Origin of the sequence: Sphingomonas sanxanigenens DSM 19645 = NX02 (assembly GCF_000512205.2) — a bacterium.
Lineage (GTDB): Bacteria > Pseudomonadota > Alphaproteobacteria > Sphingomonadales > Sphingomonadaceae > Sphingomonas_D > Sphingomonas_D sanxanigenens.
This window is the reverse complement of sequence record NZ_CP011450.1, coordinates 130,326-152,613: the sequence shown is the minus strand read 5'-3', so window position 1 is coordinate 152,613 and position 22,288 is coordinate 130,326. Positions and strand designations below refer to the sequence as shown.

The window sequence follows — 22,288 nt, the reverse complement described above, 5'->3', positions numbered from 1 at the left end:
CAGGTCGCGGCTGCGTATTGTCTCATGGGATCCACAGGAGAATGTTCCAATGCGTTTCTTTTCGCCTCTCGCAGCTATCGCCATCGTAGGCCTGAGTGTTTCGGCTCCGGCCTATGCCCATCCCAAGCTTGTATCCTCGGCTCCGGCCGCCAATGCCAGCGTCTCGGCGCCCTCGCGCATTACGCTTACGTTCAGCGAAGGTCTGATGCCCAGGCTGTCGGGTGCCGAGATCGTGATGACCGGTATGCCCGGCATGCCCAACCATCGCATGGCGGTAACCGGCTTCGAGACGTCCGTCGAAGGCGACAAGACGCTCGTGCTGACCTTGGCGCGCCCGCTGTCGGCCGGCACCTATCAGGTTGCCTGGCACGTCGTGTCGACCGACACGCATCGGATCCAGGGCAACCTTGCCTTCACAGTGAAGTAAGGCGATGAGCGAGATCGGGGTCATCGCGATCCGCTGGGCGCTTTACGTTGATCTCGGCCTGCTGTTCGGGCTGCCGCTGTTCGCGCTGTATGCGCTCGGCGGCGGCCGGACGGTCCGGTCGTATCTGCCTTTGGGGCCGATGATCGTCCTTCTCGTACTGCTGGGACTGTTGCTGTCGGTGCTGGGATTTCTTGTCCAGGCCTCGGCTATGACCGGCCTTCCGCTAACCCGGCCGGATCTTCAGTTGGTGAGTGATCTGCTCAATGACACCGCGCTGGGCACCGCGCTCAAGGTGCGTCTGGCGGCGCTGGTCATCCTGTTGCCGTGCGCGGCGCTCTATGGCCGAAAGCCGCGCGTCTGCGCCATGACCTCGACACTCGCAGGCGCTATCGCGCTCGGGACACTGGCCTGGTCGGGCCATGGCGCGGCCGGAGAGGGCAGTGCCGGCTGGCAGCAGCTGGCGTCCGATCTCGTACACCTTCTTGCGGCCGGCGCGTGGGTCGGCGCGATCGCCGCTTTCCTTGCGCTCGTCATTCCCAACGTTGACACTGATGGCTTGGCGCGGGTGTTGCTGACCGAGCAAGCGCTTCGCGGCTTTTCGATGGTTGGGACGGTGATTGTCGGATTGCTTGTCGTCACCGGGACCGTCAACACTCTCTTTCTGGTGGGTTCCGAGCATATCGCGGGGCTGTGGCAATCGAGCTGGGGGCTGCTGCTCACCGCCAAACTTGTGCTGTTCGCCGGCATGTTGGGCTTGGCCGCACTCAACCGCTATCGCCTGACCCCCTCGCTTAGTCTCGCCATCGAGCAGGAGGACGCACCACGGGCGATGACGCTATTGCGCGGCAGCCTTGTGGTGGAAGGCGGTCTTGCGATCATCATTCTCGCGCTTGTCGCCTGGCTGGGTACCTTGTCCCCGCCCATGTCCATGTAGTCGTGCTTGAGGGGCGGAAAGAGGTCGGAGCCACTGCCATGCAGCCGTACACACCGCCGCTCGGAAACGGGTCCACTCAGGATTATGACCGCGCGATCCGGCTTTGGACGCGGGAACGGCGGTGGCGCGAGGCGATGCTCGCCGTGCTCGCGCCGAAAGGCGGCGAGACGATCATTGATATAGGCTGTGGTACGGGCAGCTTCGCCTTGATGCTCAAGCGCGACGAACCCAGCGCGCGCGTGATTGGTCTCGATCCCGATGCGGAGGCGCTCGACATCGCCCGACACAAGGCCGCAGCGATGGTTGCCGATGTCGACTGGCGCCAAGGCTTCGCGACGGATCTGCCCGAACAGAGTGCAGATGCCGTCGTATCGAGCCTTGTACTTCATCAGATGCCGCTGGACATGAAGGCGGTCACCCTTCGCGCCATGTACGCGACCCTTCGTCCCGGTGGTCGCCTCGTCATTGCCGATTATGGTCGCCAGCGCGGATTCATGCGCTTGGCCTTTCGGCTAACCGTTCAGCGTCTCGACGGCGTCAGCGATACCCAACCCAACGCCGAAGGCGTTCTCCCGAGATTGATCGCGATGGCAGGTTTCGAGCATATTGCCGAACCGTTCAAGATCTCGACGATCACCGGGACGATCCAACTGTTCACCGCGAGCCGTCCGGCATCGATTCTGAGCCGAGCCGTCGCAAACGATCTCGGCTGATTTCCCAGGGCCAGGAGATTTTGACGCTTTGGGCAATCCTTAGGTGATTACGTATTGACCCTGACACGGTGTCAGACCCTAGATTGTCAGGCGTCGAAAGGAGCAAGGCGATGAACGAGACACATGGAGCGGCGCATGGCGGCGGTTGCTGCGGCAGCCACGGCGCTGCGAAATCGGCGGCCGGCGTCAAGGACCCCGTCTGCGGCATGACCGTCGACCCGGCGACCACGGCGCATCACGCCGAATATGGCGGTGAAAGCTATCATTTCTGCAGCGCGGGCTGCCGGGCAAAATTCATCGCCGATCCCGAGCGCTATCTCGGCCCGCCGGCACCGCCGGTCGCGGTGCCAGAAGGCACGATCTGGACCTGCCCTATGCATCCCGAGATCCGGCAGGACCATCCCGGGTCCTGTCCGATCTGCGGCATGGCGCTCGAACCCGCGACAGTAACCGCCGACAGCGGCCCCAGCCACGAACTGGTCGATTTCACGCGCCGCTTCTGGGTCGGCCTGGTGCTGGCCCTGCCGGTGCTGATCCTCGAGATGGGCGCGCATCTCTTTCCCGTGATCCATCGCCTCGTACCGATGTCGATCTCGGTATGGATCCAGTTCGTGTTGGCGACACCCGTCGTGCTCTGGGCGGGCTGGCCCTTCTTCGAGCGTGGCTGGGCCTCGCTCAAGACCCGCAACCTCAACATGTTCACCCTGATCGCGATGGGCACCGGAGTCGCGTGGATCTACAGCGTCGTCGCGACGCTCGCGCCTCAGGTGTTCCCGCCGGCCTTCCGCGGTGAAGACGGCATGGTCGCGGTCTATTTCGAGGCGGCGGCGGTGATCACTGTCCTCGTGCTGCTCGGCCAGGTGCTCGAACTGCGCGCGCGTGAGCGAACCTCGGGCGCGATCAAGGCGCTGCTCAATCTCGCGCCCAAGACCGCGCGCCGCATCGGTTCCGATGGCAACGAAGAGGAAATCAGCCTCGATCTGGTCGCGGTCGGCGACCGCCTGCGCGTGCGGCCCGGCGAGAAGGTGCCGGTCGACGGCGTGGTCGAGGACGGCCGCTCCTCGCTCGACGAGTCGATGGTCACCGGTGAGTCCATGCCCGTCACCAAGGCCAAGGCCGACACGGTGATCGGCGGCACGCTCAACCAGACCGGAGCGCTGGTGATCGTCGCCGACAAGGTCGGACGCGACACCATGCTCGCGCGGATCGTCCAGATGGTCGCCGAGGCGCAGCGCTCGCGCGCGCCGATCCAGCGCATGGCCGATCAGGTGTCGGGCTGGTTCGTGCCGGTGGTCATCGCGGTCGCGGTGGTCGCGTTCATCGCCTGGGGTATCTGGGGCCCAGAGCCGCGCTTCGCCTACGGGCTGGTGGCGGCGGTCGCCGTGCTGATCATCGCTTGTCCTTGCGCGTTGGGTCTCGCAACGCCGATGTCGATCATGGTCGGCGTCGGCCGCGGCGCCGGGCTCGGCGTCCTTATCAAGAACGCCGAAGCGCTCGAGCATATGGAAAAGGTCGACACGCTCGTCGTCGACAAGACAGGCACGCTCACCGAAGGCCGGCCTGCCGTCACCCAGATCGTGCCGGCGCCCGGCTTCGACGAAGCCGAACTGCTGCGGCTTGCCGCCTCGGTCGAGCGGGCCTCCGAGCATCCGCTCGCGTTGGCAATCGTCGAGGCCGCGAAGGATCGCGGCATCGCCACGAGCGACGTCATCGACTTCGACTCGCCGACTGGGCGCGGCGCGCTCGGCACGGTCGAAGGGCGGCGCATCGTCCTCGGCAATGCGCGGTTCCTTGCCGACGAAGGGGTTGCGACTGAGGCGCTCGCCAGCCAGGCCGACGCACTGCGCCGGGATGGCGCCACCGCGATCTTCATCGGCGTCGACGGCACGGTCGGCGGCGCCTTCGCGATCGCCGATCCGGTGAAGGCCACGACGCCCGAAGCGCTCGCCGCGCTCAAGGCGGAGGGCATTCGCGTGGTCATGCTGACCGGCGACAACCGCACCACGGCGGAAGCGGTCGCCCGGCGCCTGGGCATCGACGAGGTCGAGGCCGAGGTGCTGCCCGATCAGAAGAGCGCCGTGGTCGCGAAGTTCAAGCGCGAGGGACGGGTGGTCGCCATGGCCGGCGATGGTGTCAACGACGCCCCCGCGCTAGCCGCCGCCGATGTCGGCATCGCCATGGGCTCGGGCACCGACGTCGCGATCGAGAGCGCAGGCGTCACCCTGCTCAAGGGCGACCTTACCGGCATCGTCCGGGCGCGACGGCTCAGCCAGGCGACCATGTCGAACATCCGCCAGAACCTCGTCTTCGCTTTCATCTACAATGTCGCGGGCGTGCCGGTCGCGGCGGGCGCACTCTATCCGCTGTTCGGCATCCTCCTCTCGCCGATCATCGCGGCCGCCGCCATGGCGCTCTCCTCGGTCAGCGTGGTCACCAACGCGCTGCGCCTCAACCGGAAAGCGCTGTGAACATCGGGGAGGCGTCGAAGCAAAGCGGGGTCTCGGAGCGGATGATCCGCCATTATGAGAAGATTGGCCTCATCCCGGCGCCGCCGCGCCGGGGTGCAGGCTATCGCGACTATGGCGAGAGTGACCTCCATCGCCTTCGGTTCATCGCCAATGCGCGAGATCTGGGTTTCCCGATCGAGGAGATCCGCACCTTGCTCGGCCTTTGGGCGGATATGGGTCGCGCGAGCGCGGAGGTGAAGCGGCTTGCCCTTGCCCGCGCCGAGGAATTTGAGCGCAAGGCCGCGGCACTGACGGCGCTGCGCGACACGCTGGTCGATCTCGCCGAGCGGTGTCACGGCGACGAGCGGCCGGATTGTCCGATCATTGCTGAACTGGCGTTGGCCCGATCCGCATAGTATACGGCATGGCTCGGGCGTGAAGCCTAACGCCGGTCGGCACTGGCCGAACCGCCTACATCCACAGCAAAGGCGATCCGTAGCAGGTCGGGCAAACTTTGGGCTCCCAGTTTGATCATCAGGCTGGCCCGATCCAGCTCAACCGTGCGGGACGTGATGCCGAGTTCATCTGCGATGAGGTTGTTGGGATGACCTCGCGCAATCCCTCTCAGGATAGCCCGTTCGCGCTGCGTCAGTCTCGCGGCTTTCGACAGAGCGTCGGCCTGTTCGGCGGCACGGCCGGCTATATTCTCCAGCCGGCTGAAGGCGCGGTCGATTGCGCCGAGCAGCGCGGCCTTCTCGACCGGCTTGGCGAGAAAATCGACTGCACCCGCCCTCATGGCCTGGACGGCGAGCGTAGGATCTCCATTTCCGGTCAGCACCACGACGGGCATGCCGATGCCGCGTCTTGTCAGCTCCGCCTGGACCTGAAGGCCGTCCATGTCCGGCATGTGCATGTCGAGGATCACGCAGCCTTTCTCGGCGTCACCCAGGGCCGACAGAAATTCCGGCCCCGAAGCGTAGACCTCGAGGACAAAGCCTGCGGTCCGCAACGTGAATCCCAATGCTTTTCGAATTGTCTCTTCGTCATCGACGATGTGAACGACACGCTTGTTACCCATAGTCCCCGGATATCGATCAGGATGCGCCGTGCCGCGGGGCACCGCAATCGGGGAGGCCTCTTACGGGTAGGACCATGGTCCAAGGTCAAGGCCGAAATGCCGCAGCACATCAAGCGGCGCAGATGCACGGCTGGGGGTAATCGCAACCTTCGTCGGTCCACCGTCGCGATATGACGGCTCTTGCCAATGCGATGCGGACGTTTCCATCTGGTCTCCCGGCGGCAAGGCGCCGGGAGACGCGGCCGCCGGGAGTGTGCACGTGCTCTTGGGAGATGGGCGCGCTGCTTGCTCCTAAGCCCGACGCGCGATGTTGTCAGGTCAGGAAGCTGGTAGATAGCTATGCTGTGTCAGCAGCGTCATAATGCCGATGTCCGGGACGGATGGCCATTCCGCTCGCGTGCGGCTTTATGAAAAGCATCCGCAAAGGGCACCGATGGACGGGCGTTTTCACCGGCGCATTTGGTGTCTTTCCATCTCTTGAGATGGCGTCGCGAGTTTCTAACTCGGTTTCGCCGGGCGCCGTGTTCGGGTCCGGTGGGACATAGAGGGCGCCGGCTCTCCTGCACCGGCGCAGCTCATGCCCAGATCGCTTCCTGAGGAGGATTTGGAAATGAGAAGCACGTTTGACTTTGCGCCCTATCGGCGCTCCACCGTTGGCTTCGACCGCCTGCTTAACATGCTCGAAGCGGGCCAGCGCGAGGATGACGGCTTTCCGCCGTTCGACATCGTGAGGGACGGCGAGGATAGCTATCGCATCACACTGGCCGTCGCTGGCTTCCGGCCGAACGATATCGAGGTCGTTGCCCAGCAGAATCAGCTCACCGTCACCGGCCAGCGCGCCGAAGACCAGGATCAGGGCGATTATCTGCATCGCGGCATCGCGACCCGTTCGTTCGAGCGGCGGATCCAGCTCAAGCGGGTCGTTCCCGAAGCGATGAAACCGCGCAAGATCGAGATCAGCGGCGGCGGCAGTGCCGCCAATGACCGCATCGAGGCACCCAAGGACGCCCAAGCGGCCTGATCGCGATCACAATCGGCTCGCCGGCACCGTCCCCGTGGGGGCGGTGGCCGGCGGGTCATGCCCCAACTCTAGCCAGACAAGGAGATAGCCGTCATGGCGTTCCGTGATTTGATCCCCTGGAGCCGGCAGGAGAACCGGCTTCCCGCAGCCATCGGCGCCGAGCGCGATCGCGAGGCTGCAACCCACCCGCTCTTTTCGCTTCATCGCGACGTGAACCGGCTGTTCGATGACGTGTTTCGCGGTTTTGGCGTGCCGGCTTTCGGCGGCTTCGACCGCGGCGCCGCGTGGCCGCATGTCGAGCTTGGCGAGACCGATAGGGAGATTCGCGTGACTGCGGAGCTCCCTGGGCTCGAGGAAAAGGATGTCGACATCAGCATCGAGGAAGGCGCGCTGACCATCCGCGGCGAAAAGCGTGCGGAGGTCGACGACAAGGACCGCGGCTATTCCGAGCGGAGCTACGGCCGCTTCGAGCGCCGCATTGGCCTTCCGCGCGGAATCGACCGCGACAAGGCGACCGCGACGTTCAAGAACGGCGTGCTCACCGTCGCGCTGCCCCGATCGGAGGTGCCGGACGATCATCGTCGCCGCATTCCGATCAATGGCGGCGCCGCATGACGAGCTGGCCCGGAACACCCGTTCCGGGCCACGCAGGCGGTCGTCAACGCCGCCGAACGATAATGGCCGGCGTTGTGCCGTTTGCACCGGCGCCTTCCCGCCCGATGCGGTGGCGATCATCGAGCCGATGCCGATCGCGACCAATCAGGGCGGACGGGCCCGGCGCGGCCAGTGGCGGGTCCGCTTCGAGCCGCGCTGTCCCCCCTTCATCGATCCGTTGACGGGGTGGACGGGCGGCCGCGATCCGCTTGCCCATGTCGAACTGCGATTTCAAGATCGTGGTGCGGCCGAGCGCTATTGCCGATCGACAGGACTGATATTTCGGCTCGGCGCGTATCCGGGCCTTCTGGGAGGTGGACGGGTTTGAGCAGTGTCGACGACGATCTGGATTATTGCATGAGGCGCGCGGCTCAGGAATGGGCGGCGGCCGAGGCTGCGGCGATCCCAGAGGCGATCATCGTTCACGCGCAGCTCGCGCGCGCCTATGACGCACGCACGCGCGCGCTCCGGGAACATGCGGCGGGCGTAGCGCCATTGAACAGCCGCGCTAGATCCTGTCCGGATCGGCTGCCTCGAGCACGGCGCTCAGCCGTTCGATCACAGCCGCGTTCGTGGCCGTTTTTGGCAGTTCGCGCTGCGCAAAGCGTTTCAGGCGTCGCACGTCGCGCGCGGGAAGCGCGAGGCGCAGCAATGTCTGGTCGAGCTGGTCCCGGTCCACTGACTGCGCCTGTTTGCCCGACTGCAGGAGATGATCGAGCAGGCGCTTGCGATCGGCAAAGCTCCAATCGAGCCGCGCCAGTTCATCCGGAGAGAGCGACAGCAGCGCGAGCGCAATCTCCATGATGTCGGCAAAGGCCAGCGAGACCGTGACGGTCCGGCTGCCCCGTTGACGCCAGCGCCGCAACGCGCCGCGGCTCATTGCCGGGTCTCTGAACCGGGCGATATATGCCGGTTGCCTGCGCCGTGCTCAGCGCGATCGAGCCAGCGCAGCGCTGCCATCACATCGTCGACCGGCACCGGGATGCTGGCGGGCGACGGAGGGCCGGTTGGCCCTCGACGGCGGAGCGATCGGGCGCCCAGGATGCAAGGATGGCGGGCTTCACTTCGGGCTCAAGCTGCGGGTCCGAGCAACGATGAAGGGATCAAGGAAAGAGCGTGTGTGCGACATGACATATCCTCCTTTCCTGCCGCGACTTTCTCCGAAAGCGAAGTTCCCGGAAGATTGGTTCGGGCTCGTGTAGGGTCAATGGATGGGAATGCGCCCGGCGTTTGCCGGGCGTTCGTTTTCATCGTGCATTGAGCATTGAGTACTGAAGAACTGACGCGCAGCGCACCGTTCAAATTCCGTGACGAACGGCCTCCGCAATCGCCGGCATCACGTCGATATCATTAGAGGTATGCGCAACAGCGTTCGTGCTCACGATCCTCTCGACGAGCCCACCCAGGACTTGCGCTGCATCGCCGGCGAAAAGCGGATGCACGACCACGCAATCCGGTCGCGCGAACCTCATGCCGACCAGCTGGCGCGCCGCCTCGGCGAGGGTCCGGCCGGATGACACGATATCGTCGACCAGCACCGGCTGGCGATCGAGAAACGCTGGGGCATTCGGAATCGAGATGGTGACGTCACGGTCGCCGGACCGGATTTTCTCGCACACGAGAAACGGAGCATCGGCATCGGCCGCCACCTGCGAGACCCACTGTTCGCTTTCCAGGTCCGGACCGATGATCAGCGGACGAGCGACATTGCGCTTGATCCACGAGGCCAGAAGCCGCGCAGCATGAACAACCTGGGTCGGGATGCGGTAGATTTCCGACAACGCATGATAGCGGTGGAGATGCGGATCGACCGTCACCAGCCAGTCGAGATGGCGGGACAGGATCGCGGCAAAGGTTCGCGACGTCACCGCCTCGCCGGCATGGAAGCGAATGTCCTGGCGCATGTAAGCGAGGTAGGGGGCGACGAGCCCGATCCTGCGAGCGCCCAGATCGCGCGCGGTGTCGGCTGCGAACAGCAGCGGCAACAGCTTGGCGTCCGGATGATCGAGACTGCACAGCAGGATGACGTCGCGGTCGCTGATGTCGCTTACGACCCTGAGATAGGTTTCCCCGTCGGGAAACTGACGATGCTCGATCGTGCCGACCTCTGCATCGAGTGCGGCGGATAGCGGCTGTGCCAGGGCCTCGCTGCCAGACAGCGCGAACAGCACGGGACGGTTCATAGCGCTTCAATCCCGAAGATCGGCCCGTCGCTCACCGCATAGGCCGCCGCATAATCGAGCTCGCCCGGGCTCTCGGCATGAATGGTGCTCAAGGGAGCCCCGGCATCCACCATCTGGTTCAGCCGACACTGCAGCGCGACGCCGGCGGCCTTGGCCATCGGCGCGCCGGCAAGCTTCGCGACCGTCGCGAGCTTGCGATTGTCGATACTCACCAGGCGGCCGCTATAGGGAGCGATCATATCCTGTTGGAACCGGGCGACCGGTGGAGCCCGCATGCCGCCCTGCGCTTCGCAGATACGTTGGAACTTGGCCCAGGCCCGGCCGCTTTCGAGGCACGCCCGCGCACGCGCATAGCCTTCGCCGGCCGGGGCCGCGTCCGCGAGCTCAAGCAGTCCTCCCGCCAGCTCGCAGGCCCGGTGGGCGAGATCCTCGGCGCCAGGCTGCCCCTGGAGCACGGCAAGGATATCCTGCGCCTCGAGCGCCGGACCGATGCCCCGTCCGATCGGCTCCGCGCCGGGGCCGCGCATCACGCGCGTGCGAAGCCCGAAGGCTTGGGCGACCGAGCTCAGCGCGCGCTCGAGGGTGTCGGCGGCAGCGGCTCCGCGGACCTTGGCGGTCGGCCCGACCGGGATGTCGATGACCAGATGGGTCGCACCGGCCGCGACTTTCTTGGACAGCACCGAGGCGACCATCTGCCCGACGGCATCGATATCGAGCACGCGCTCCACGCCGATGATCACGTCGTCGGCAGGGCTGAGATTGACGGCGCCGCCCCAGGCGATGCAGCCGCCTTCGCGCTCGACCACCTTGCGGATTGCGGAAACGTCGAGGTCGACAGGTGCCAGCACCTCCATCGTGTCCGCCGTGCCGGCCGGCGAGGTGATCGCCCGCGACGATGTCTTGGGCATGATCAGGCCCTCCGCGGCCATGATCGAGACGATGATCGGCGTGGTGCGATTGCCCGGCAATCCACCGACGCTATGCTTGTCGACGATGACCGTTCCGGGCCACTGCAATCGCTCGCCGACATCGACCATCGCCCTGGTCAGGCTGATCGTTTCGTCCGTATCGAGCGGGACCGCCGAGCAGGCCGTGACGAATGCCGAGAGATGGACATCGCTATAGCGTCGCTCGGCGATGTCGGTGATGATCGCTGAAAAAGCCCCGTCACTGAGACGATTGCCATAGATACGCCGACGCACTTCGGCGAGCGAGGCGAGAGGCTGGGCGTGCGCGATCTGGACCGGATCGCCCTCGCTGACGCCGAGCCGCTGCCATGCGGATTCCGAGAGGCCGATCTCGCCGGGCGCTGGAGCCTCCGCGGAACTGTGCAGCAGCGAGACGACGATTTCCCGCCCGCCGGCGCGCAGCGCGACCTGCGCGCGGGACGCAAGACCTTCCGAGCGGCAGACGGGACAGTCGTGGCGCATGACCGCAATCAGATCGCTACCGGCACCCGACAGGCCGATGCGGCGTGCCCGCAGCGTCGTCGCGACAGACTCTGCTTCGGCGTTCTCGATGATCCCGGGCTTCACGCGAGCATGCCCCAGCTACCCAGCGCCGGTACGCTGCATGCCCAGCCCAGTTCCTCCGAGACACGCTTCGCCAGGACGTGGGCGCCGGTCGGCTCGCCATGGGTGACATAGACGTGGCGCGGGGCCTCGTGCAGCGAGCCGAGCCAGCGCATGAGCTCGTCGCTGTCGGCATGCGCCGAGAGCATCGTCAGGTTGGCGACCTCGGCTTCGACCGGGATATACTCGCCGTGGATCTTGATCGTCCGGGCGCCGCCGATCATGGCGGCGCCGCGGGGGCCCGCCGCCCGGAAGCCCGAGAAGAGGATGAGGTTCTTCCCATCCGGCGCGAAGCGCTTGAGATGGTGGAGCACGCGGCCGCCCGTTGCCATTCCGCTGGCCGAGATGATGACCTTTGGGGCGGGGTTGGCGGTGAGTTCCTTGGATTCCTCCACTTCGCGCACATAGTGCGCGACGCTGCACGCCGCTTCGCACTCGGCGCGGGCCAGGCGATGCTCGTCCATGAAATCGCACATCAGCCCGCTCGCGTTGATCGCCATCGGGCTGTCGAGGAAGATCGGGATGTCGCGGAGGCGTCCCTGCGCGCGCAGACGCGAGAAATGATAGAGAAGCGACTGGACCCGTCCCACGGCGAAGGCCGGGATCACCACCGTCCCTCCTCTCTCGACGCATCGTTCGACATGATCTCCAAGCGTCTTTGTCGGATCGACCTGCTCGTGGCGCCGATCGCCATAGGTCGATTCCACCAGGACATAGTCGGCGCGCGCGGGCGGCTCGGGATCTTTCATCACCGAATCGCCGTAACGGCCGATGTCGCCTGAGAAGAGGATTGTCCGCCCCTTCCAGTCGATCTCGATCGACGCCGCGCCGAGGATGTGGCCGGCGCGATGATAGCGCACCCTGATGCCGTCCGTGACTGCATGCCACGCTCCGAACTCGATCGGCCGGAAGAGCTGCAATGCCAGACGCGCGTCAGCCTGGGTGTAGAGCGGCAGCGCCGGCTGGTGCCTGGAGAAGCCGTGCCGGTTGGCGAACTCCGCATCCTTTTCCTGCAGATGACCGCTGTCGGGAAGAAGGAGCTCGCACAGGGCCGCGGTCGCCCGGGTGGCAAGGACGGTACCGTCCCAGCCCAGGCGCGCCATGCGCGGTAGCGCGCCCGAGTGATCGAGATGAGCGTGGGTCAGCAGGACTTGGCCGACATCGGCGACTTCGGGTGGAATTGGCGCCCAATTAAGGCGGCGCAGATCCCTGGGTCCTTGAAACAGGCCGGAATCGACAACGATCTGAGTTTCACCATCGTCCACCAGATAACGCGACCCTGTGACCGTTCCCGATGCGCCGAGAAAGGCGACGCCGAGACCATCGGCCGGGCGCTTAGCCAGATCGATCCTTGCTTCGCGCTCGAGGACGGTCACGCCGGACTGGTTGCGGGAATGGTGCCGTTTCTTTCTCTTGTGCATGGACGCGGGCCTGCCTCTCACGATTATGTTCGTGAGCGCAGCTTTGATTCGCGGACGCCGCACGCCTATACGCAAAAGCCGCAGCACGACTGCTGCTCCCGACAGTTGCGTCGCGCGAACACCGGTGGCCGATCCGATCGATCACCTTACCCATGCTTGCGCGATGCCCTTCGGACTTCGCTCTCTACTTATACCTTGCTCCTTGGACTCGAGCCTATGCAGGCTGGAGGTTGACTAGAAGAGAACGGCATATGGGCGAACATGACCATCGCATGCGCAAGCGCGGCAAGATCGTTCTGATCGGCTTCCTGCTCGTCGCCAGCTTCTTCCTCATTACCGAGCATACCGCGCACTTCCTGGGTGTGCTGCCCTATCTCATCCTGCTCGCCTGCCCGCTCATGCACCTGTTCATGCACCACGGCCAAGGTGGGCATCAGCATGGCCATGAGCCCGGCCAGGCACCCGCCGGCTTGCCGGCCAATCCCAACGGCCGCATCGAAGGAGAGTCGCGATGACGCACGCCGACTATGGCTATGGTCTGTGGGGGCTCGCGCTGGTCAATGCCGCCGTTTTCATCCTCTTTGCGTTCAGCTTCTTCAAGCCGGCAACGCGGCGCGACTGGCGCAGCTTCGGCGCGTTCAGTGCGTTCATCGTCGCGCTCTTCGCCGAAATGTATGGCTTCCCGCTCACCATCTTCCTGCTGTCGGGGTGGCTCCAGTCGCATTTCCCCGGCGTCGACTGGTGGAGCCACGATGCTGGCCACATCCTGGAAATGATGTTCGGCTGGCGCATCAATCCGCATTTCGGCCCGTTCCACATCGCCAGCTTTGTGCTGATTGGTGTAGGCTTTTGGCTAATCTCGATCGCGTGGATGGCGCTTCACACGAGTCAGCGCAAACACGAATTGGCAATGACGGGGGTCTACGCCCGGGTGCGGCACCCTCAATACGTAGGGTTCATCCTCGTCATGCTCGGTTTCTTGCTACAATGGCCGACGCTTCTGACGCTTGCCATGTTTCCGGTGCTGGTGGTGATGTACATTCGTTTGGCTAAGCATGAGGAGAGATACGCGCTCGCGACCTACGGCGATAGCTACCGCCAGTACATGGCCCATGTTCCCGCCTTCTTCCCCAGCTTGCGTTGGAAGCGGGAGATTGCAGGACTGGCCTTCACAGGAAATGCTCGAATGGCAGGCCATCAGACGGACGGGCCGGTTAGCGAGGGTTCTCGAGAACACGACAACATGCTGCCAGGAGGTTAGACGTTGTCCTCCTCCGCAAGATCATCACGAACATGACGAAATCGAGGGGGCGTATGTGACCATGCAGGTGACGATCCTTGCGATTGTAGTAAACGGCGTTCCCTTCCTGAGCCTCCATCAGACCCGATCCGCGGCCTGGAAGCGGCTCATGAGATTCATAGACGCGAAATGGCCGGAGCGCCTGGGAGCGATGCTTCCCCCTGCCGAAGACGAAGCGAAGGCGCGCATGTTCTTTCGCGAGGAAGATAAAGACCTGTACGCGATCATCGACGCCGACATATCAGAGCTGCACGATGCCTTGGGGTGGGTCAAAGATCCCGTCGTTGGTTAGCCCGTCACGCGATCGCCCTCGAAAAGCTGGGCCGCCCACCGATCGAGATCGCAGCCACGTCCTGAACGTCACCGAAGTTCAGGACGTGACCGAGCCCGGGCAGTGCGATCGGGCGCTATCTGTAAGCCGGACAAGCAACTGACCTGTTCGACCGCCGTGCCAGCGGGCTGATTGCCAAGGGCGCGGCCGGATTTTGCGTCGGCGCAACGGGTGTCAGTCGGTGTCGGCCTCTACGGAGAGATGTGCAGCGGCTGTCATCTATCGCCCCGGCGCGGAGGAATCGGAGGTGAGCCAAGGCCCTTAATGGCAAGCCCCGAACTGGCGAGGGGTGGCGCAACGCCTCACGCCCGCTCAGCAGCCCTGGATTATCAAGCATGGTGTAAGCTGACGGCCGAGCCGGCGGGGGGCAAGACGCACCGGATCCCCTGTCTGGGACACGGTGGCGTTCGTGCGCTAACTCTCGGGGATGACGGCTGAGCCGTACAAGCGCTGGTCGCGGGCGCACCTGTCGGCCACGCGGGATGATGAAGAATCTGGCAGGCACGAAATGAGACACGCAAGGATGGAGATTCGACCCTGAGAAGCACCAAACTTCGGCTGCACCTTCTCGCGAGCCGCACTCACAAGTGGCTCGCGATCATTGTCGGCGCGCAGCTTCTTTTGTGGTTCGCGAGCGGCGCGTTGATGAGCTTCTTGCCCATCGATCGAGTGCATGGCGATCACCTTGTGGACCGCAAAGCCGTGGCGCCCTTGCCTCGCGGCGTGGCGCTCGTCCCACCATCAGTGATCGTCGCGGCGACCGGGACGCGGATCGAGACCGTGAGCTATCGCATGTGGCTTGGCCGCCCGGTCGCTGAGGCGACAACGGCCCGAGGGACGCGGCTGTTCGACGCGAGAACGGGCGCACTGTTGCCCGCCCCAACTGCGGCGCAAGCCCAAGCGGTAGCGAGGGCCGCCTGGCGGAGCAACGATCACCCAAGTGTGAACGTGGAACTGATCGATCGCGCCAGTCCCGAATATCGCGGCACGCTTCCCGCCTGGCGTGTGACGTTCGCCGATCCGGACTCCACTCGGATCTTCGTGGCGGCCGATACCGGCCGGATTGCGGCGGTGAGGACAGGCACGTGGCGGCTTTATGACTTCTTCTGGAGCCTTCACATCATGGATTGGAAGAATCACGAGGACTTCAACACGCCATGGCTTCTAGGGTTTGCGCTCGGCGGCCTCGGACTTTGGCTTGGCGGGGCCGTGCTTCTTTGCATGCGTTGGCCGAAGCGGCGTCGGTCAAGCGCGTCAGGCTAGCGGACCGGCAGAAACCGGAGAAGCATGATGATAAAGAAAAGTGATAAGTCGCGCGGCGGGTTGGAACGCAGTTGAACAGGCGAGACTTCGTTTGGCAGCGATGGGGTAGACCATGGCGCATCTGAGCGATGCTGAAATGATCAACTGGATGGCGCTTTATACTGCGACCGCTCTGTGCTGCGCGATCGCAATGGCCTTGGCGATCCTTGTTCTCGCCTGTCGCCTCTGGCGCGAGAAGGCCTGGGCGCAGCTTCGCAGCGCCAAGGATGTGGCGCTGTTCCTCCCCAAATCCTGGTGGCGGTGGCAGAAGCTTTATCTGCTTTCGACGCCCGTGACGCTCGCGATCGTCAGTTCGTTCGGATTCACGTTGAGGTGGAGCTGATCGTTTAAAGGGCGAAGGCGTCTGAGAGTCGGGCTACCAGGTGCGCCGCGTTGCGGTCGGCCGGGTTGACAGTCAACAGTGGCGCTACTCGCCGAAGCCTTTCGCGTTGGTGGACCTCGGGCTCGCCGAACTCCAGCACCTCCAAGATCCATTGCCTGATCTCGCCGGTCGTGCCTGAACGCGCTTCGATCAGGAAGTCGGGGCGGCAGGGGCCGGCGGGAGTGAGGTGATCAAAGACGGGCTTCTCGACAAAGATATCAAGGCCCTCCTCGGCTAGCTCGCGCCTCGCTTCCAGAAGCGCGCGCAGAACGTCTCGCTCGAACTCGGAATTGACCGGGATGAAGCGACGGCTCGAATAAATCGGTTGGGCAAATGCGCGCAATGGTGCGTAGCCGTGCGCTTCCGGATACTCGCCTGCGACGATCATTACCAGGAACGGCCCCTTCACCGGTTTTCCGGCGAAAGAGAATGACTGCACCCGAGATCGCACCCAGTATAGAGCTAAGCCGCGCTTTCTGGACCCATGCCGATGCGCTGCACAGCCGCCGTGCGTATGCTGCACTTCGATTTCTCGGCGATGCTGATCTGCCGCAGAGCCTCGAGCGCGCGGATCAGCCGGGGGCCGGCGTAGCTCGGGTCGGGTTCGACCCGCGCGCCCAGGTCCTCGCGCCAGTGGCGCCGGGTGTTTCCGGCGAACTGGGCCTGCCATCTGGCGAAGCCTTCGAAGGGATCGTCGAGCGTCGCGATCCGTGGCCGGCCGGGGACGGGGAGGGCGCAGCCCCACGAAAAAACATCGATTTCGTCTATCTCGTGGCCCTGGAGCTGGAGCGCGGCGGCGTAGCCGGTCCAGGCGGCGCGCAATTGCCACGCGCGAGCACCCGAAGTGGCGGAAGTCCGCGCATCGAGCCGCCCGACGGCGGCGCTCGCCTGCTCGAGCGCCGCGGCGAGACCGTCGCTCCACGGCAGCGATGTCAGCGCGGAAGAGCGGCGAGCCATCCCCAAGCATATCCCGAGATCGCCCTTTGAGTATAGCGTGGAGTCACGCCTAGTGTTGATAATGGACCCTTATCAACACCCCATTGTTGAAGCTTCTATATACCGGTAAGGATTAGGAGCCGGCTGTCCGTACGCCGGCGGGCCTCGACACCGGGGCGTAACAGGGAAGACGAGGCGTGTACGAGCATCTGAGTGACCTAGCGCAGCGGCTCGGCCGCCACATGGCCGAGCATAGCCCCAAGGGCCTGCCCACGCATTTTGGCGACGAGCTGCTCGAGGCCTTTCCGCAGGAGAGCCGCAAGACGTTGGGATTGGCGCTGGCCGAGCTCGAGGCCGACGGGCTCGTGACGCTCTCGCACGTGCTGGGGCCGCACCTGCCGCGCGTGCGCACAACGGTAGAGCTTTTCATCGCCAGCGATCCGGCGATCACCGGGCACGACCCGGTCGAGGATTCGGTCGTGCTCGCCCGGTTGCTGCTCGACCAGCCCGAACTGGGCGGGAACGCCAGGAAGCTCGAGGAGGCCGCGGGCTGGGAGCGCCGCCGCTTCAACCCCGCCTTCGCGCTGCTGATCCCATGCGTTCACGACGGCCGCGTGCGCAAGTCGCTGCAGGACGACTATCCGACGATGGGGATCCTGCTCGCCGACGAGGATCTGGTGGAGCTGCGCCGATACGTTCAGCGCAACAGCCAATGATCAGGTTCACCCACAATGGCCGGCCGTTTGACGCCAGCAGGTTCGCCGCTGACATCGAAGCCAAGGCGATCGCGCTCGGCATGCAGGCGCTCGAGGAGAAGGCGAGGGGAGCGGCCGCCTCGATCGTCGATCCCGAGACCGGCCGCCACGCCGACGTCTTCGTCGATCGGCTGTCGGGCAATCGGGTGGCGATCCGCACCACCGGCTCGCCGGCTTTCGCGCGGCTTCTCGAAGAGCGTCTGGGTGTCGACCCGGGAAAGGTTCAGGTCATGAATGCCGCCGACGGCGCCGCGCACCCCAAAGTCTATCTGGCGCACGCGAGCGAGGACAAGGATCGAGTGCGTCCGGTCGCGGAATATCTGATGGCGAACGGCGTCGACGTCTGGTTCGACGAGTGGGAGATCGAGCCCGGCGACAGCCTTCGCCAGAAGATGGAGGAGGGCCTCGGCAGCATGACCCATTTCGTCGTGGTGCTGACTGAAACGTCGATCGCCAAGCCGTGGGTCGCAAAGGAGATCGACGTCGGCCTCGTCCAGCAGGTCGGTGGCAAGAGCCGGTTCGTGCCGCTCGTCGTCGACCTCGATCCTGCGAAGCTCTCACCCTTCCTGCAGGCGATGCTGTTCCTCAAGATCGATCCAGCGAGCCAGGCGGATCTCAAGGGGCTGGTGGACCGCCTGCACGGCGTTAGCCGCAAGCCGGCGCTTGGCGCCGCGCCCCGCTATGTCCAGACGGCGCCGAGCGGGCTGGAGGGCTGGTCGCCGGCGGCGGTCGCGGTCGGCAAGCATGTCGTCGAGACCAGCGCGCATGCGCTGGCCGTCGACCCCCTGGTGACCCTCGAGGACCTCACGGCCGCGCTCGACATCGCGGCGGATGATCTCAGGATCGCGATGCTCGACCTGACGGACGGCGGTTATCTGCGCGAGTTGAACGTGAGCGGGCACTATGCTCCGCAGCCGGCGCTGTTCGTGGACTTTGACGAGGCGTTCATGCCGTTCAGCCCCAGCGAGGATGCGCGGACGCTGGCGAACCGGATGGTGACGGGCGAGGAGCGGGCCGCCGACACCCAGCGGCTTGCCGAGGTGCTCGGATGGGAACCGCGCCGGATGAACAGCGCCATCTGCTATCTCGAGCGGGTCGGGGCGATCAAATCCCGGCATGCGCTGGCCTCGGCGCCCTGGCGGGCCGTGCAGCTTGTGCGCACCGACGAGACGTTGCGCTTCGCGCGCAATCATGGCTGAACCTGCGCTCCACCGTGCCGAGGCGGCGCCGATCAGCGAGATCGTCTCGCAGGTCGAGGCGCTGGCGCCGGCCCGCCGGCTCGCCGATCCGCAGCTCGTCGCCGCGGCCGCGCGGGCCTGGTCGACGAACACGATCCGCGCCTTCCTGTCGGACCTGAAGATCTGGGACCAATGGTGTCGGCGGCGCGGACTTGCGACAGCGCGGGCCGATGCGGAGGCGGTCGCTTCCTATCTGCGCGCCTTGTCGGGGGTCGAGCAGGATCCGCGCAATCCGCTGAAGCAACGGGCGCCGGCGACGATCGAGCGCTATCTGGTGAACATCGGCTGGGCCTACCGCATGGCCGGCCTCGACGATCCCACCGCCGCGCCGCTGGTGCGGCTCGAGCTCAAGGGCTTGCGCAAGCTATTGGGCACGCGCCAGCGCCAGGCGCGCGGCATCCGGTTCAAGGGTGAGGTGAGCGACCTTGACGATCCGGCGACCGGTATCTGCCTGGCGCATCTGCTCAAGGCCTCTCGCCGCGACATGCTCGGCGCGCGCGACCGCGCGCTGCTGCGCGTCGCCTATGACAGCGGCTGCCGGCGCTCCGAGCTGGTGGCGATCGTCTGTGACGCGGTCGAAGGGCCCGATTCCGACGGCTCGGGAACCCTGTTCATTGCGACCAGCAAGACTGACCGCGAGCGCGCGGGCGCCATCGCCTATCTCTCGCCCGAGACGATGCAGGCGATTGCGGAGTGGAAGCGGGCCAGCGGGATCGTGGGCGGACCGCTCTTCCGGCGCGTCGAGACCTATTTCGACGGCTCGGTGCGGTCGGTGGGAGAGGGGCCCCTGCATCCGAACACGATCACATTGATCTACCGCAGGCTGATCCGCGCCGCTTTCGAGAAGAAGCTGCTCGGAGGAATGAGCGAAGCGGAGCTCGAGCGCTGGGTGAAAGCGGTGTCGAGCCACTCGATCAGGGTTGGCGTGGCGCAGGACAATTTCGCCGCCGGCGAGAGCCTGCCGGCGATCATGCAGGCCTATCGCTGGCGGGACCCCAAGACGGTCATGCGCTACGGTGCGCGGCTCGCGGCCAAGAGCGGGGCGTCGGCGCGCCTCGCGCGGCGCTTTCAGGAGAGCCGTTGAGCGATGGTCAGGATCAGTGTGACCGAACCGGCCAAGCCGGAGCGCCGCCGGCGGGTTCTTGACTCGCTCACGGTCGCGCAACTCGCCGAGGGCGGCCTGCAGGAAGGGCAAGACCTCGATTTCAAGCGTGAGGTGAACATCGACAAGCCGGAGGCCAAGTCCCGGCTGCTCGACGATGTCGTAGCCTTTCTGAACCGGGGCGCGGCCCGCATCATCGTGGGCGTCGAGGAAAAGGGCGGCCGCTTCGACGGCTTCCGGCCGCTCGCGGGCGATCCGGACAAGACCGCGCTGCGGCTGCAGACTCTCATTCAGGATGGCATCACGCCCGTTCCCCTCGATGTGCAGGTCGTGCCGCTGCACCTCGAGACAGGGTTCATCCTCGATATCCGGATCCCGCGCCACGCCGGCGCGCCGTTCATGAATCGACTCTCAGGCGGGTATTTGATCCGGTCGGGCGCGCGCAATCTGCCGATCGACCCGGGGATGCTGCGCAGCCGGTTTGTCGATGAGACCACCTGGATGAGCCGTCTCGAGGAGCTGACTGCGGCTGAGGATGCGAAAGTCGCCGCGAGCGGACGCTTGGTGCCTCGCCAGGCGCTCCGGATTGCCATCCTGCCGCAGGAGCATTTTGACCATCAGCGCCGCGCGTTCGAGCAGGGCGACCATGTCCGCCACCCCGGTCCGGTGTTTCACGAACATTCCGATCCTTGGTTCAAGGCCGCGGAGGATGGCCATGAACTCTATTCGAAGGACCTGAGGTCGCAGGGCATTGAGCGCCTGTTCATCCGCGACGATTGGTTCGTCCATGCCCATGCCGCGTTCGCCATCCAGCAGCTGAGCGGGGAGGGGAGGCTGGGCCTGCACGAGTTCAACGAAGCGTCCAAACGCTATCTGACATCGCTGGGGACGTTTCTTGGCGAACAGGGAATCGAGGGCCCCTTCGCCATGACCTTGGCGCTCCAGGGACTGGGTGAAAGCGAGCAGTTTGGAGCCTGGTTCCCGAATGTTTCAATCGTCCGAACGCTCCGCCCCCGCGTCGTGCAGGATGTCGATGACAGCGAGCTGATTGCCGACTTCCTCCGGCGGGTGAGGCAGGCGACCGTTTTTGGCTGATTGATCGACCTGGTAAGGAAGCGGGCTTCATCCTCAGGGCGCGCGCTTCCCAGCAAGGCAGAGCCGCCCGGGCCTAATCAAGGCCTCGCTTTCCGTGCGCCCAATAAGCCTTGGCGACGGTTCTCGTAACGGTGCATAACGCTTCAAAGAGCCGACGGCGAAAAGGGGAGCCGCGACTGCTGAGAGGGCGGTCAGGGAGGATCCAGACGAGAAATTGCGCGCCCGGTTATTGACGCGACGGGAGGCCGAACCAGCGCTTGATCGTTGCAGTGAGCTCGCTCTCATCGGCAGAGCCGTCGACCGCCCAGGCGACGAATCCGTCCGGGCGGACGAGGAGGGCACTGAGGCCCAACGGGTTCGTCGCCCGGGATTTGAGATAGTTGAGCCGATGGTGCCACTGGCGGGCGAGCGCTCTTCTCTTGGTCACCGTGTCGAAGTCGACGATCAGACCGCGGCCTGCGCGCAGATGCTGATTCAGCCGCGTCCCGTCGTTCAGGTCGAAGTCTGGCGCGCTGCGCCCGATGAGCGGGTGGGATCCGCCCAGGTCGTAACGTAGACCTATGCCCAAGGTCCGCTCAGCGAAGTAGGTTGCGCCGTCGCGCGTCTCGATCACGTCCCGCACGATCGCCCGAAGCGCCCGCGAGCTGGGTTGCGGACGAATCAGGGCAACCTGCGCGCGCGACCAGTCCAGGATTTGTGCCCCGACGGGGTGCCGCTCGTGCTGGTAGCTTTCGAGAAGATCGGTCGGCGCGTCGCCGCGGATTACGCCAGCGAGCTTCCAACCCAAGTTCATTGCGTCGCCTAATCCAAGGTTGAGCCCCTGGCCGCCAAGCGGAGAGTGGATGTGGGCCGCGTCGCCAGCGAGAAGCACGCGGCCTACGCGGTAATCGGTCGCCTGATAGGAGCGATCTGTCCAGGTGGCGGCGAGGTCGAGGCTTTCGACCCTGACGTCCGCGCCTGAGGCGGAACTGCTCGGGAGCGATCCGCTGACAGATATTGCCGTTCTAAGGATCCCAGCGCGAGGGCTGAAGGCCCTGCCGCTCGGCGAGTCAGCCAAGGCCCATGTCGGCGACTATGTCGTGGCGATCGGCAACCCCTTCGAGGTGGGCCAGACCGTCACTGCCGGCATCATCAGCGCCGTACGGGCGCCGTCCGCAGGTCCGCCGTATGTTCAGACCGATGCCCCGATCAATCCAGGGAATTCGGGTGGGCCGCTGATCAACATGCGGGGCGAGGTCATCGGCATCAACAGCGCGATCATCGGTCCCAGCGGGGGCAATGTTGGTATCGGACTTGCCGTGCCGTCGGATGTCGCGCGACGAGTGGTCGAGCGCATTGCGGGCTCGCGATTGGCCCCTGCCGCGAGCTGACCGGTATCAGTCGCGGGATCGTGCCGCA

Annotated in this window: 24 protein-coding genes and 3 pseudogenes; 18 read left to right on the top strand and 9 right to left on the bottom strand. The window is 65.2% G+C overall.

What is annotated here, in order from left to right; all coding sequences use genetic code 11:
* Positions 1-49: 49 nt before the first annotated feature.
* From copC to cueR, 5 genes are all read left to right on the top strand, one after another.
* Entirely contained in the window at positions 50-427 is a 378-nt protein-coding gene (gene copC / locus NX02_RS29420; RefSeq protein ID WP_047100333.1) for a copper homeostasis periplasmic binding protein CopC, read from the top strand.
* A gap of 4 nt (positions 428-431) precedes the next feature.
* A complete protein-coding gene (gene copD / locus NX02_RS29415; protein ID WP_047100332.1) occupies positions 432-1,361 on the top strand; it encodes a copper homeostasis membrane protein CopD in 930 nt (309 codons plus the stop codon).
* 38 nt (positions 1,362-1,399) lie between these two features.
* Positions 1,400-2,074 carry a class I SAM-dependent methyltransferase gene (locus NX02_RS29410; protein WP_047100331.1) on the top strand — a complete coding sequence of 225 codons (675 nt, stop codon included), beginning with the start codon at positions 1,400-1,402 and terminating at the stop codon, positions 2,072-2,074.
* A gap of 110 nt (positions 2,075-2,184) precedes the next feature.
* The gene (locus tag NX02_RS29405) at positions 2,185-4,542 is read left to right on the top strand and encodes a heavy metal translocating P-type ATPase (RefSeq protein ID WP_047100330.1); all 2,358 of its coding nucleotides are present in this window, start codon (positions 2,185-2,187) and stop codon (positions 4,540-4,542) included.
* A complete protein-coding gene (cueR, locus tag NX02_RS29400) occupies positions 4,539-4,937 on the top strand; it encodes a Cu(I)-responsive transcriptional regulator (RefSeq protein ID WP_047100329.1) in 399 nt (132 codons plus the stop codon). Before NX02_RS29405 ends, cueR begins: the two co-directional genes overlap by 4 nt.
* 26 nt (positions 4,938-4,963) lie before the next feature.
* On the opposite strand, the gene NX02_RS29395 is transcribed toward cueR, so the two are convergent.
* Entirely contained in the window at positions 4,964-5,599 is a 636-nt protein-coding gene (locus NX02_RS29395) for a response regulator transcription factor (RefSeq protein ID WP_047100328.1), read from the bottom strand.
* Positions 5,600-6,209: 610 nt separating this feature from the next.
* Between NX02_RS29395 and NX02_RS29390 the strand changes: the two genes are divergently transcribed.
* The 3 genes from NX02_RS29390 to NX02_RS29380 all read left to right on the top strand — a co-directional run bounded on the left by NX02_RS29390 (position 6,210) and on the right by NX02_RS29380 (position 7,602).
* Positions 6,210-6,620, top strand: coding sequence for an Hsp20 family protein (locus tag NX02_RS29390; RefSeq protein WP_047100327.1), 411 nt, complete (start codon positions 6,210-6,212; stop codon positions 6,618-6,620).
* Between the two features lie 93 nt (positions 6,621-6,713).
* Positions 6,714-7,235 carry an Hsp20/alpha crystallin family protein gene (locus tag NX02_RS29385; RefSeq protein WP_047100326.1) on the top strand — a complete coding sequence of 174 codons (522 nt, stop codon included), beginning with the start codon at positions 6,714-6,716 and terminating at the stop codon, positions 7,233-7,235.
* A gap of 109 nt (positions 7,236-7,344) precedes the next feature.
* Positions 7,345-7,602, top strand: coding sequence for an NADH dehydrogenase ubiquinone Fe-S protein 4 (locus NX02_RS29380; RefSeq protein ID WP_237241396.1), 258 nt, complete (start codon positions 7,345-7,347; stop codon positions 7,600-7,602).
* 180 nt (positions 7,603-7,782) lie between these two features.
* Here the strand turns inward: NX02_RS29380 and NX02_RS29375 are convergent, their stop codons facing one another.
* The 5 genes and pseudogenes from NX02_RS29375 to NX02_RS29360 form a co-directional block, all read right to left on the bottom strand.
* A complete protein-coding gene (locus tag NX02_RS29375) occupies positions 7,783-8,154 on the bottom strand; it encodes a hypothetical protein (protein ID WP_047100325.1) in 372 nt (123 codons plus the stop codon).
* Positions 8,151-8,403: pseudogene (locus tag NX02_RS34135) on the bottom strand (hypothetical protein). Before NX02_RS34135 ends, NX02_RS29375 begins: the two are co-directional and overlap by 4 nt.
* Positions 8,404-8,550: 147 nt before the next feature.
* A pseudogene (locus NX02_RS29370) lies at positions 8,551-9,457 on the bottom strand (ribose-phosphate pyrophosphokinase); the annotation flags it as partial.
* On the bottom strand, positions 9,454-10,992 hold the full coding sequence (locus NX02_RS29365; protein WP_047100323.1) for a thymidine phosphorylase family protein: 1,539 nt from the start codon (positions 10,990-10,992) through the stop codon (positions 9,454-9,456). The pseudogene NX02_RS29370 and the gene NX02_RS29365, both read right to left, overlap by 4 nt.
* Positions 10,989-12,449, bottom strand: a complete 1,461-nt coding sequence (locus tag NX02_RS29360) for an MBL fold metallo-hydrolase RNA specificity domain-containing protein (RefSeq protein ID WP_211258383.1) — start codon at positions 12,447-12,449, stop codon at positions 10,989-10,991. The genes NX02_RS29365 and NX02_RS29360 overlap by 4 nt, the downstream gene beginning before the upstream one ends.
* 251 nt (positions 12,450-12,700) lie before the next feature.
* Here NX02_RS29360 and NX02_RS29355 point away from each other — a divergent pair, with 251 nt between their 5' ends.
* The 5 genes from NX02_RS29355 (at position 12,701) to NX02_RS29335 (ending at position 15,725) form a co-directional block, all read left to right on the top strand.
* Positions 12,701-12,964, top strand: coding sequence for a DUF2933 domain-containing protein (locus NX02_RS29355; protein WP_013039078.1), 264 nt, complete (start codon positions 12,701-12,703; stop codon positions 12,962-12,964).
* Positions 12,961-13,710 carry a methyltransferase family protein gene (locus tag NX02_RS29350; protein WP_084718420.1) on the top strand — a complete coding sequence of 250 codons (750 nt, stop codon included), beginning with the start codon at positions 12,961-12,963 and terminating at the stop codon, positions 13,708-13,710. The genes NX02_RS29355 and NX02_RS29350 overlap by 4 nt, the downstream gene beginning before the upstream one ends.
* A 55-nt stretch (positions 13,711-13,765) precedes the next feature.
* Positions 13,766-14,041 carry a hypothetical protein gene (locus NX02_RS29345; protein ID WP_047100321.1) on the top strand — a complete coding sequence of 92 codons (276 nt, stop codon included), beginning with the start codon at positions 13,766-13,768 and terminating at the stop codon, positions 14,039-14,041.
* A gap of 531 nt (positions 14,042-14,572) precedes the next feature.
* The gene (locus NX02_RS29340) at positions 14,573-15,343 is read left to right on the top strand and encodes a PepSY domain-containing protein (protein WP_331710031.1); all 771 of its coding nucleotides are present in this window, start codon (positions 14,573-14,575) and stop codon (positions 15,341-15,343) included.
* Positions 15,344-15,455: 112 nt separating this feature from the next.
* Positions 15,456-15,725, top strand: a complete 270-nt coding sequence (locus NX02_RS29335) for a hypothetical protein (RefSeq protein WP_037448046.1) — start codon at positions 15,456-15,458, stop codon at positions 15,723-15,725.
* Positions 15,726-15,729: 4 nt separating this feature from the next.
* On the opposite strand, the gene NX02_RS29330 is transcribed toward NX02_RS29335, so the two are convergent.
* Both NX02_RS29330 and NX02_RS29325 read right to left on the bottom strand, forming a co-directional pair.
* Entirely contained in the window at positions 15,730-16,152 is a 423-nt protein-coding gene (locus tag NX02_RS29330) for a hypothetical protein (RefSeq protein WP_211258382.1), read from the bottom strand.
* 74 nt (positions 16,153-16,226) lie between these two features.
* Positions 16,227-16,721: a hypothetical protein gene (locus tag NX02_RS29325; RefSeq protein WP_053000798.1), complete on the bottom strand. Its 495-nt coding sequence runs from the start codon at positions 16,719-16,721 to the stop codon at positions 16,227-16,229.
* Positions 16,722-16,897: 176 nt separating this feature from the next.
* Between NX02_RS29325 and NX02_RS29320 the strand changes: the two genes are divergently transcribed.
* Genes NX02_RS29320 through NX02_RS29305 form a run of 4 tightly spaced genes read left to right on the top strand, consistent with a single transcriptional unit; the run spans position 16,898 to position 20,890 of the window.
* On the top strand, positions 16,898-17,416 hold the full coding sequence (locus tag NX02_RS29320; RefSeq protein ID WP_047100320.1) for a hypothetical protein: 519 nt from the start codon (positions 16,898-16,900) through the stop codon (positions 17,414-17,416).
* On the top strand, positions 17,413-18,654 hold the full coding sequence (locus NX02_RS29315) for a toll/interleukin-1 receptor domain-containing protein (RefSeq protein WP_047100319.1): 1,242 nt from the start codon (positions 17,413-17,415) through the stop codon (positions 18,652-18,654). Before NX02_RS29320 ends, NX02_RS29315 begins: the two co-directional genes overlap by 4 nt.
* Positions 18,647-19,777 carry a tyrosine-type recombinase/integrase gene (locus NX02_RS29310; RefSeq protein ID WP_047100318.1) on the top strand — a complete coding sequence of 377 codons (1,131 nt, stop codon included), beginning with the start codon at positions 18,647-18,649 and terminating at the stop codon, positions 19,775-19,777. The genes NX02_RS29315 and NX02_RS29310 overlap by 8 nt, the downstream gene beginning before the upstream one ends.
* A gap of 3 nt (positions 19,778-19,780) precedes the next feature.
* Positions 19,781-20,890, top strand: coding sequence for an AlbA family DNA-binding domain-containing protein (locus tag NX02_RS29305; protein WP_084718418.1), 1,110 nt, complete (start codon positions 19,781-19,783; stop codon positions 20,888-20,890).
* Between the two features lie 226 nt (positions 20,891-21,116).
* Here the strand turns inward: NX02_RS29305 and NX02_RS29300 are convergent.
* Positions 21,117-21,851, bottom strand: a pseudogene (locus NX02_RS29300) (FAD-dependent monooxygenase); the annotation flags it as partial.
* Between NX02_RS29300 and NX02_RS29295 the strand changes: the two are divergent.
* A complete protein-coding gene (locus tag NX02_RS29295; RefSeq protein ID WP_245648938.1) occupies positions 21,808-22,260 on the top strand; it encodes a S1C family serine protease in 453 nt (150 codons plus the stop codon). The pseudogene NX02_RS29300 and the gene NX02_RS29295 sit on opposite strands and share 44 nt — an antisense overlap.
* Positions 22,261-22,288 lie beyond the last annotated feature (28 nt).

Excerpts from the sequence above, each read along its gene's own strand:
- NX02_RS29350 (WP_084718420.1), top strand. The coding sequence starts at position 12,961 with ATGACGCACGCCGACTATGGCTATGGTCTGTGGGGGCTCGCGCTGGTC.
- NX02_RS29360 (WP_211258383.1), bottom strand. The coding sequence starts at position 12,449 with ATGCACAAGAGAAAGAAACGGCACCATTCCCGCAACCAGTCCGGCGTG.
- NX02_RS29305 (WP_084718418.1), top strand. The coding sequence starts at position 19,781 with ATGGTCAGGATCAGTGTGACCGAACCGGCCAAGCCGGAGCGCCGCCGG.
- NX02_RS29395 (WP_047100328.1), bottom strand. The coding sequence starts at position 5,599 with ATGGGTAACAAGCGTGTCGTTCACATCGTCGATGACGAAGAGACAATT.
- NX02_RS29410 (WP_047100331.1), top strand. The coding sequence starts at position 1,400 with ATGCAGCCGTACACACCGCCGCTCGGAAACGGGTCCACTCAGGATTAT.
- NX02_RS29310 (WP_047100318.1), top strand. The coding sequence starts at position 18,647 with ATGGCTGAACCTGCGCTCCACCGTGCCGAGGCGGCGCCGATCAGCGAG.
- NX02_RS29405 (WP_047100330.1), top strand. The coding sequence starts at position 2,185 with ATGAACGAGACACATGGAGCGGCGCATGGCGGCGGTTGCTGCGGCAGC.
- NX02_RS29330 (WP_211258382.1), bottom strand. The coding sequence starts at position 16,152 with ATGATCGTCGCAGGCGAGTATCCGGAAGCGCACGGCTACGCACCATTG.
- NX02_RS29390 (WP_047100327.1), top strand. The coding sequence starts at position 6,210 with ATGAGAAGCACGTTTGACTTTGCGCCCTATCGGCGCTCCACCGTTGGC.
- copD (WP_047100332.1), top strand. The coding sequence starts at position 432 with ATGAGCGAGATCGGGGTCATCGCGATCCGCTGGGCGCTTTACGTTGAT.
- NX02_RS29375 (WP_047100325.1), bottom strand. The coding sequence starts at position 8,154 with ATGAGCCGCGGCGCGTTGCGGCGCTGGCGTCAACGGGGCAGCCGGACC.
- NX02_RS29385 (WP_047100326.1), top strand. The coding sequence starts at position 6,714 with ATGGCGTTCCGTGATTTGATCCCCTGGAGCCGGCAGGAGAACCGGCTT.
- copC (WP_047100333.1), top strand. The coding sequence starts at position 50 with ATGCGTTTCTTTTCGCCTCTCGCAGCTATCGCCATCGTAGGCCTGAGT.
- NX02_RS29355 (WP_013039078.1), top strand. The coding sequence starts at position 12,701 with ATGGGCGAACATGACCATCGCATGCGCAAGCGCGGCAAGATCGTTCTG.
- NX02_RS29315 (WP_047100319.1), top strand. The coding sequence starts at position 17,413 with ATGATCAGGTTCACCCACAATGGCCGGCCGTTTGACGCCAGCAGGTTC.
- NX02_RS29335 (WP_037448046.1), top strand. The coding sequence starts at position 15,456 with ATGGCGCATCTGAGCGATGCTGAAATGATCAACTGGATGGCGCTTTAT.
- NX02_RS29325 (WP_053000798.1), bottom strand. The coding sequence starts at position 16,721 with ATGGCTCGCCGCTCTTCCGCGCTGACATCGCTGCCGTGGAGCGACGGT.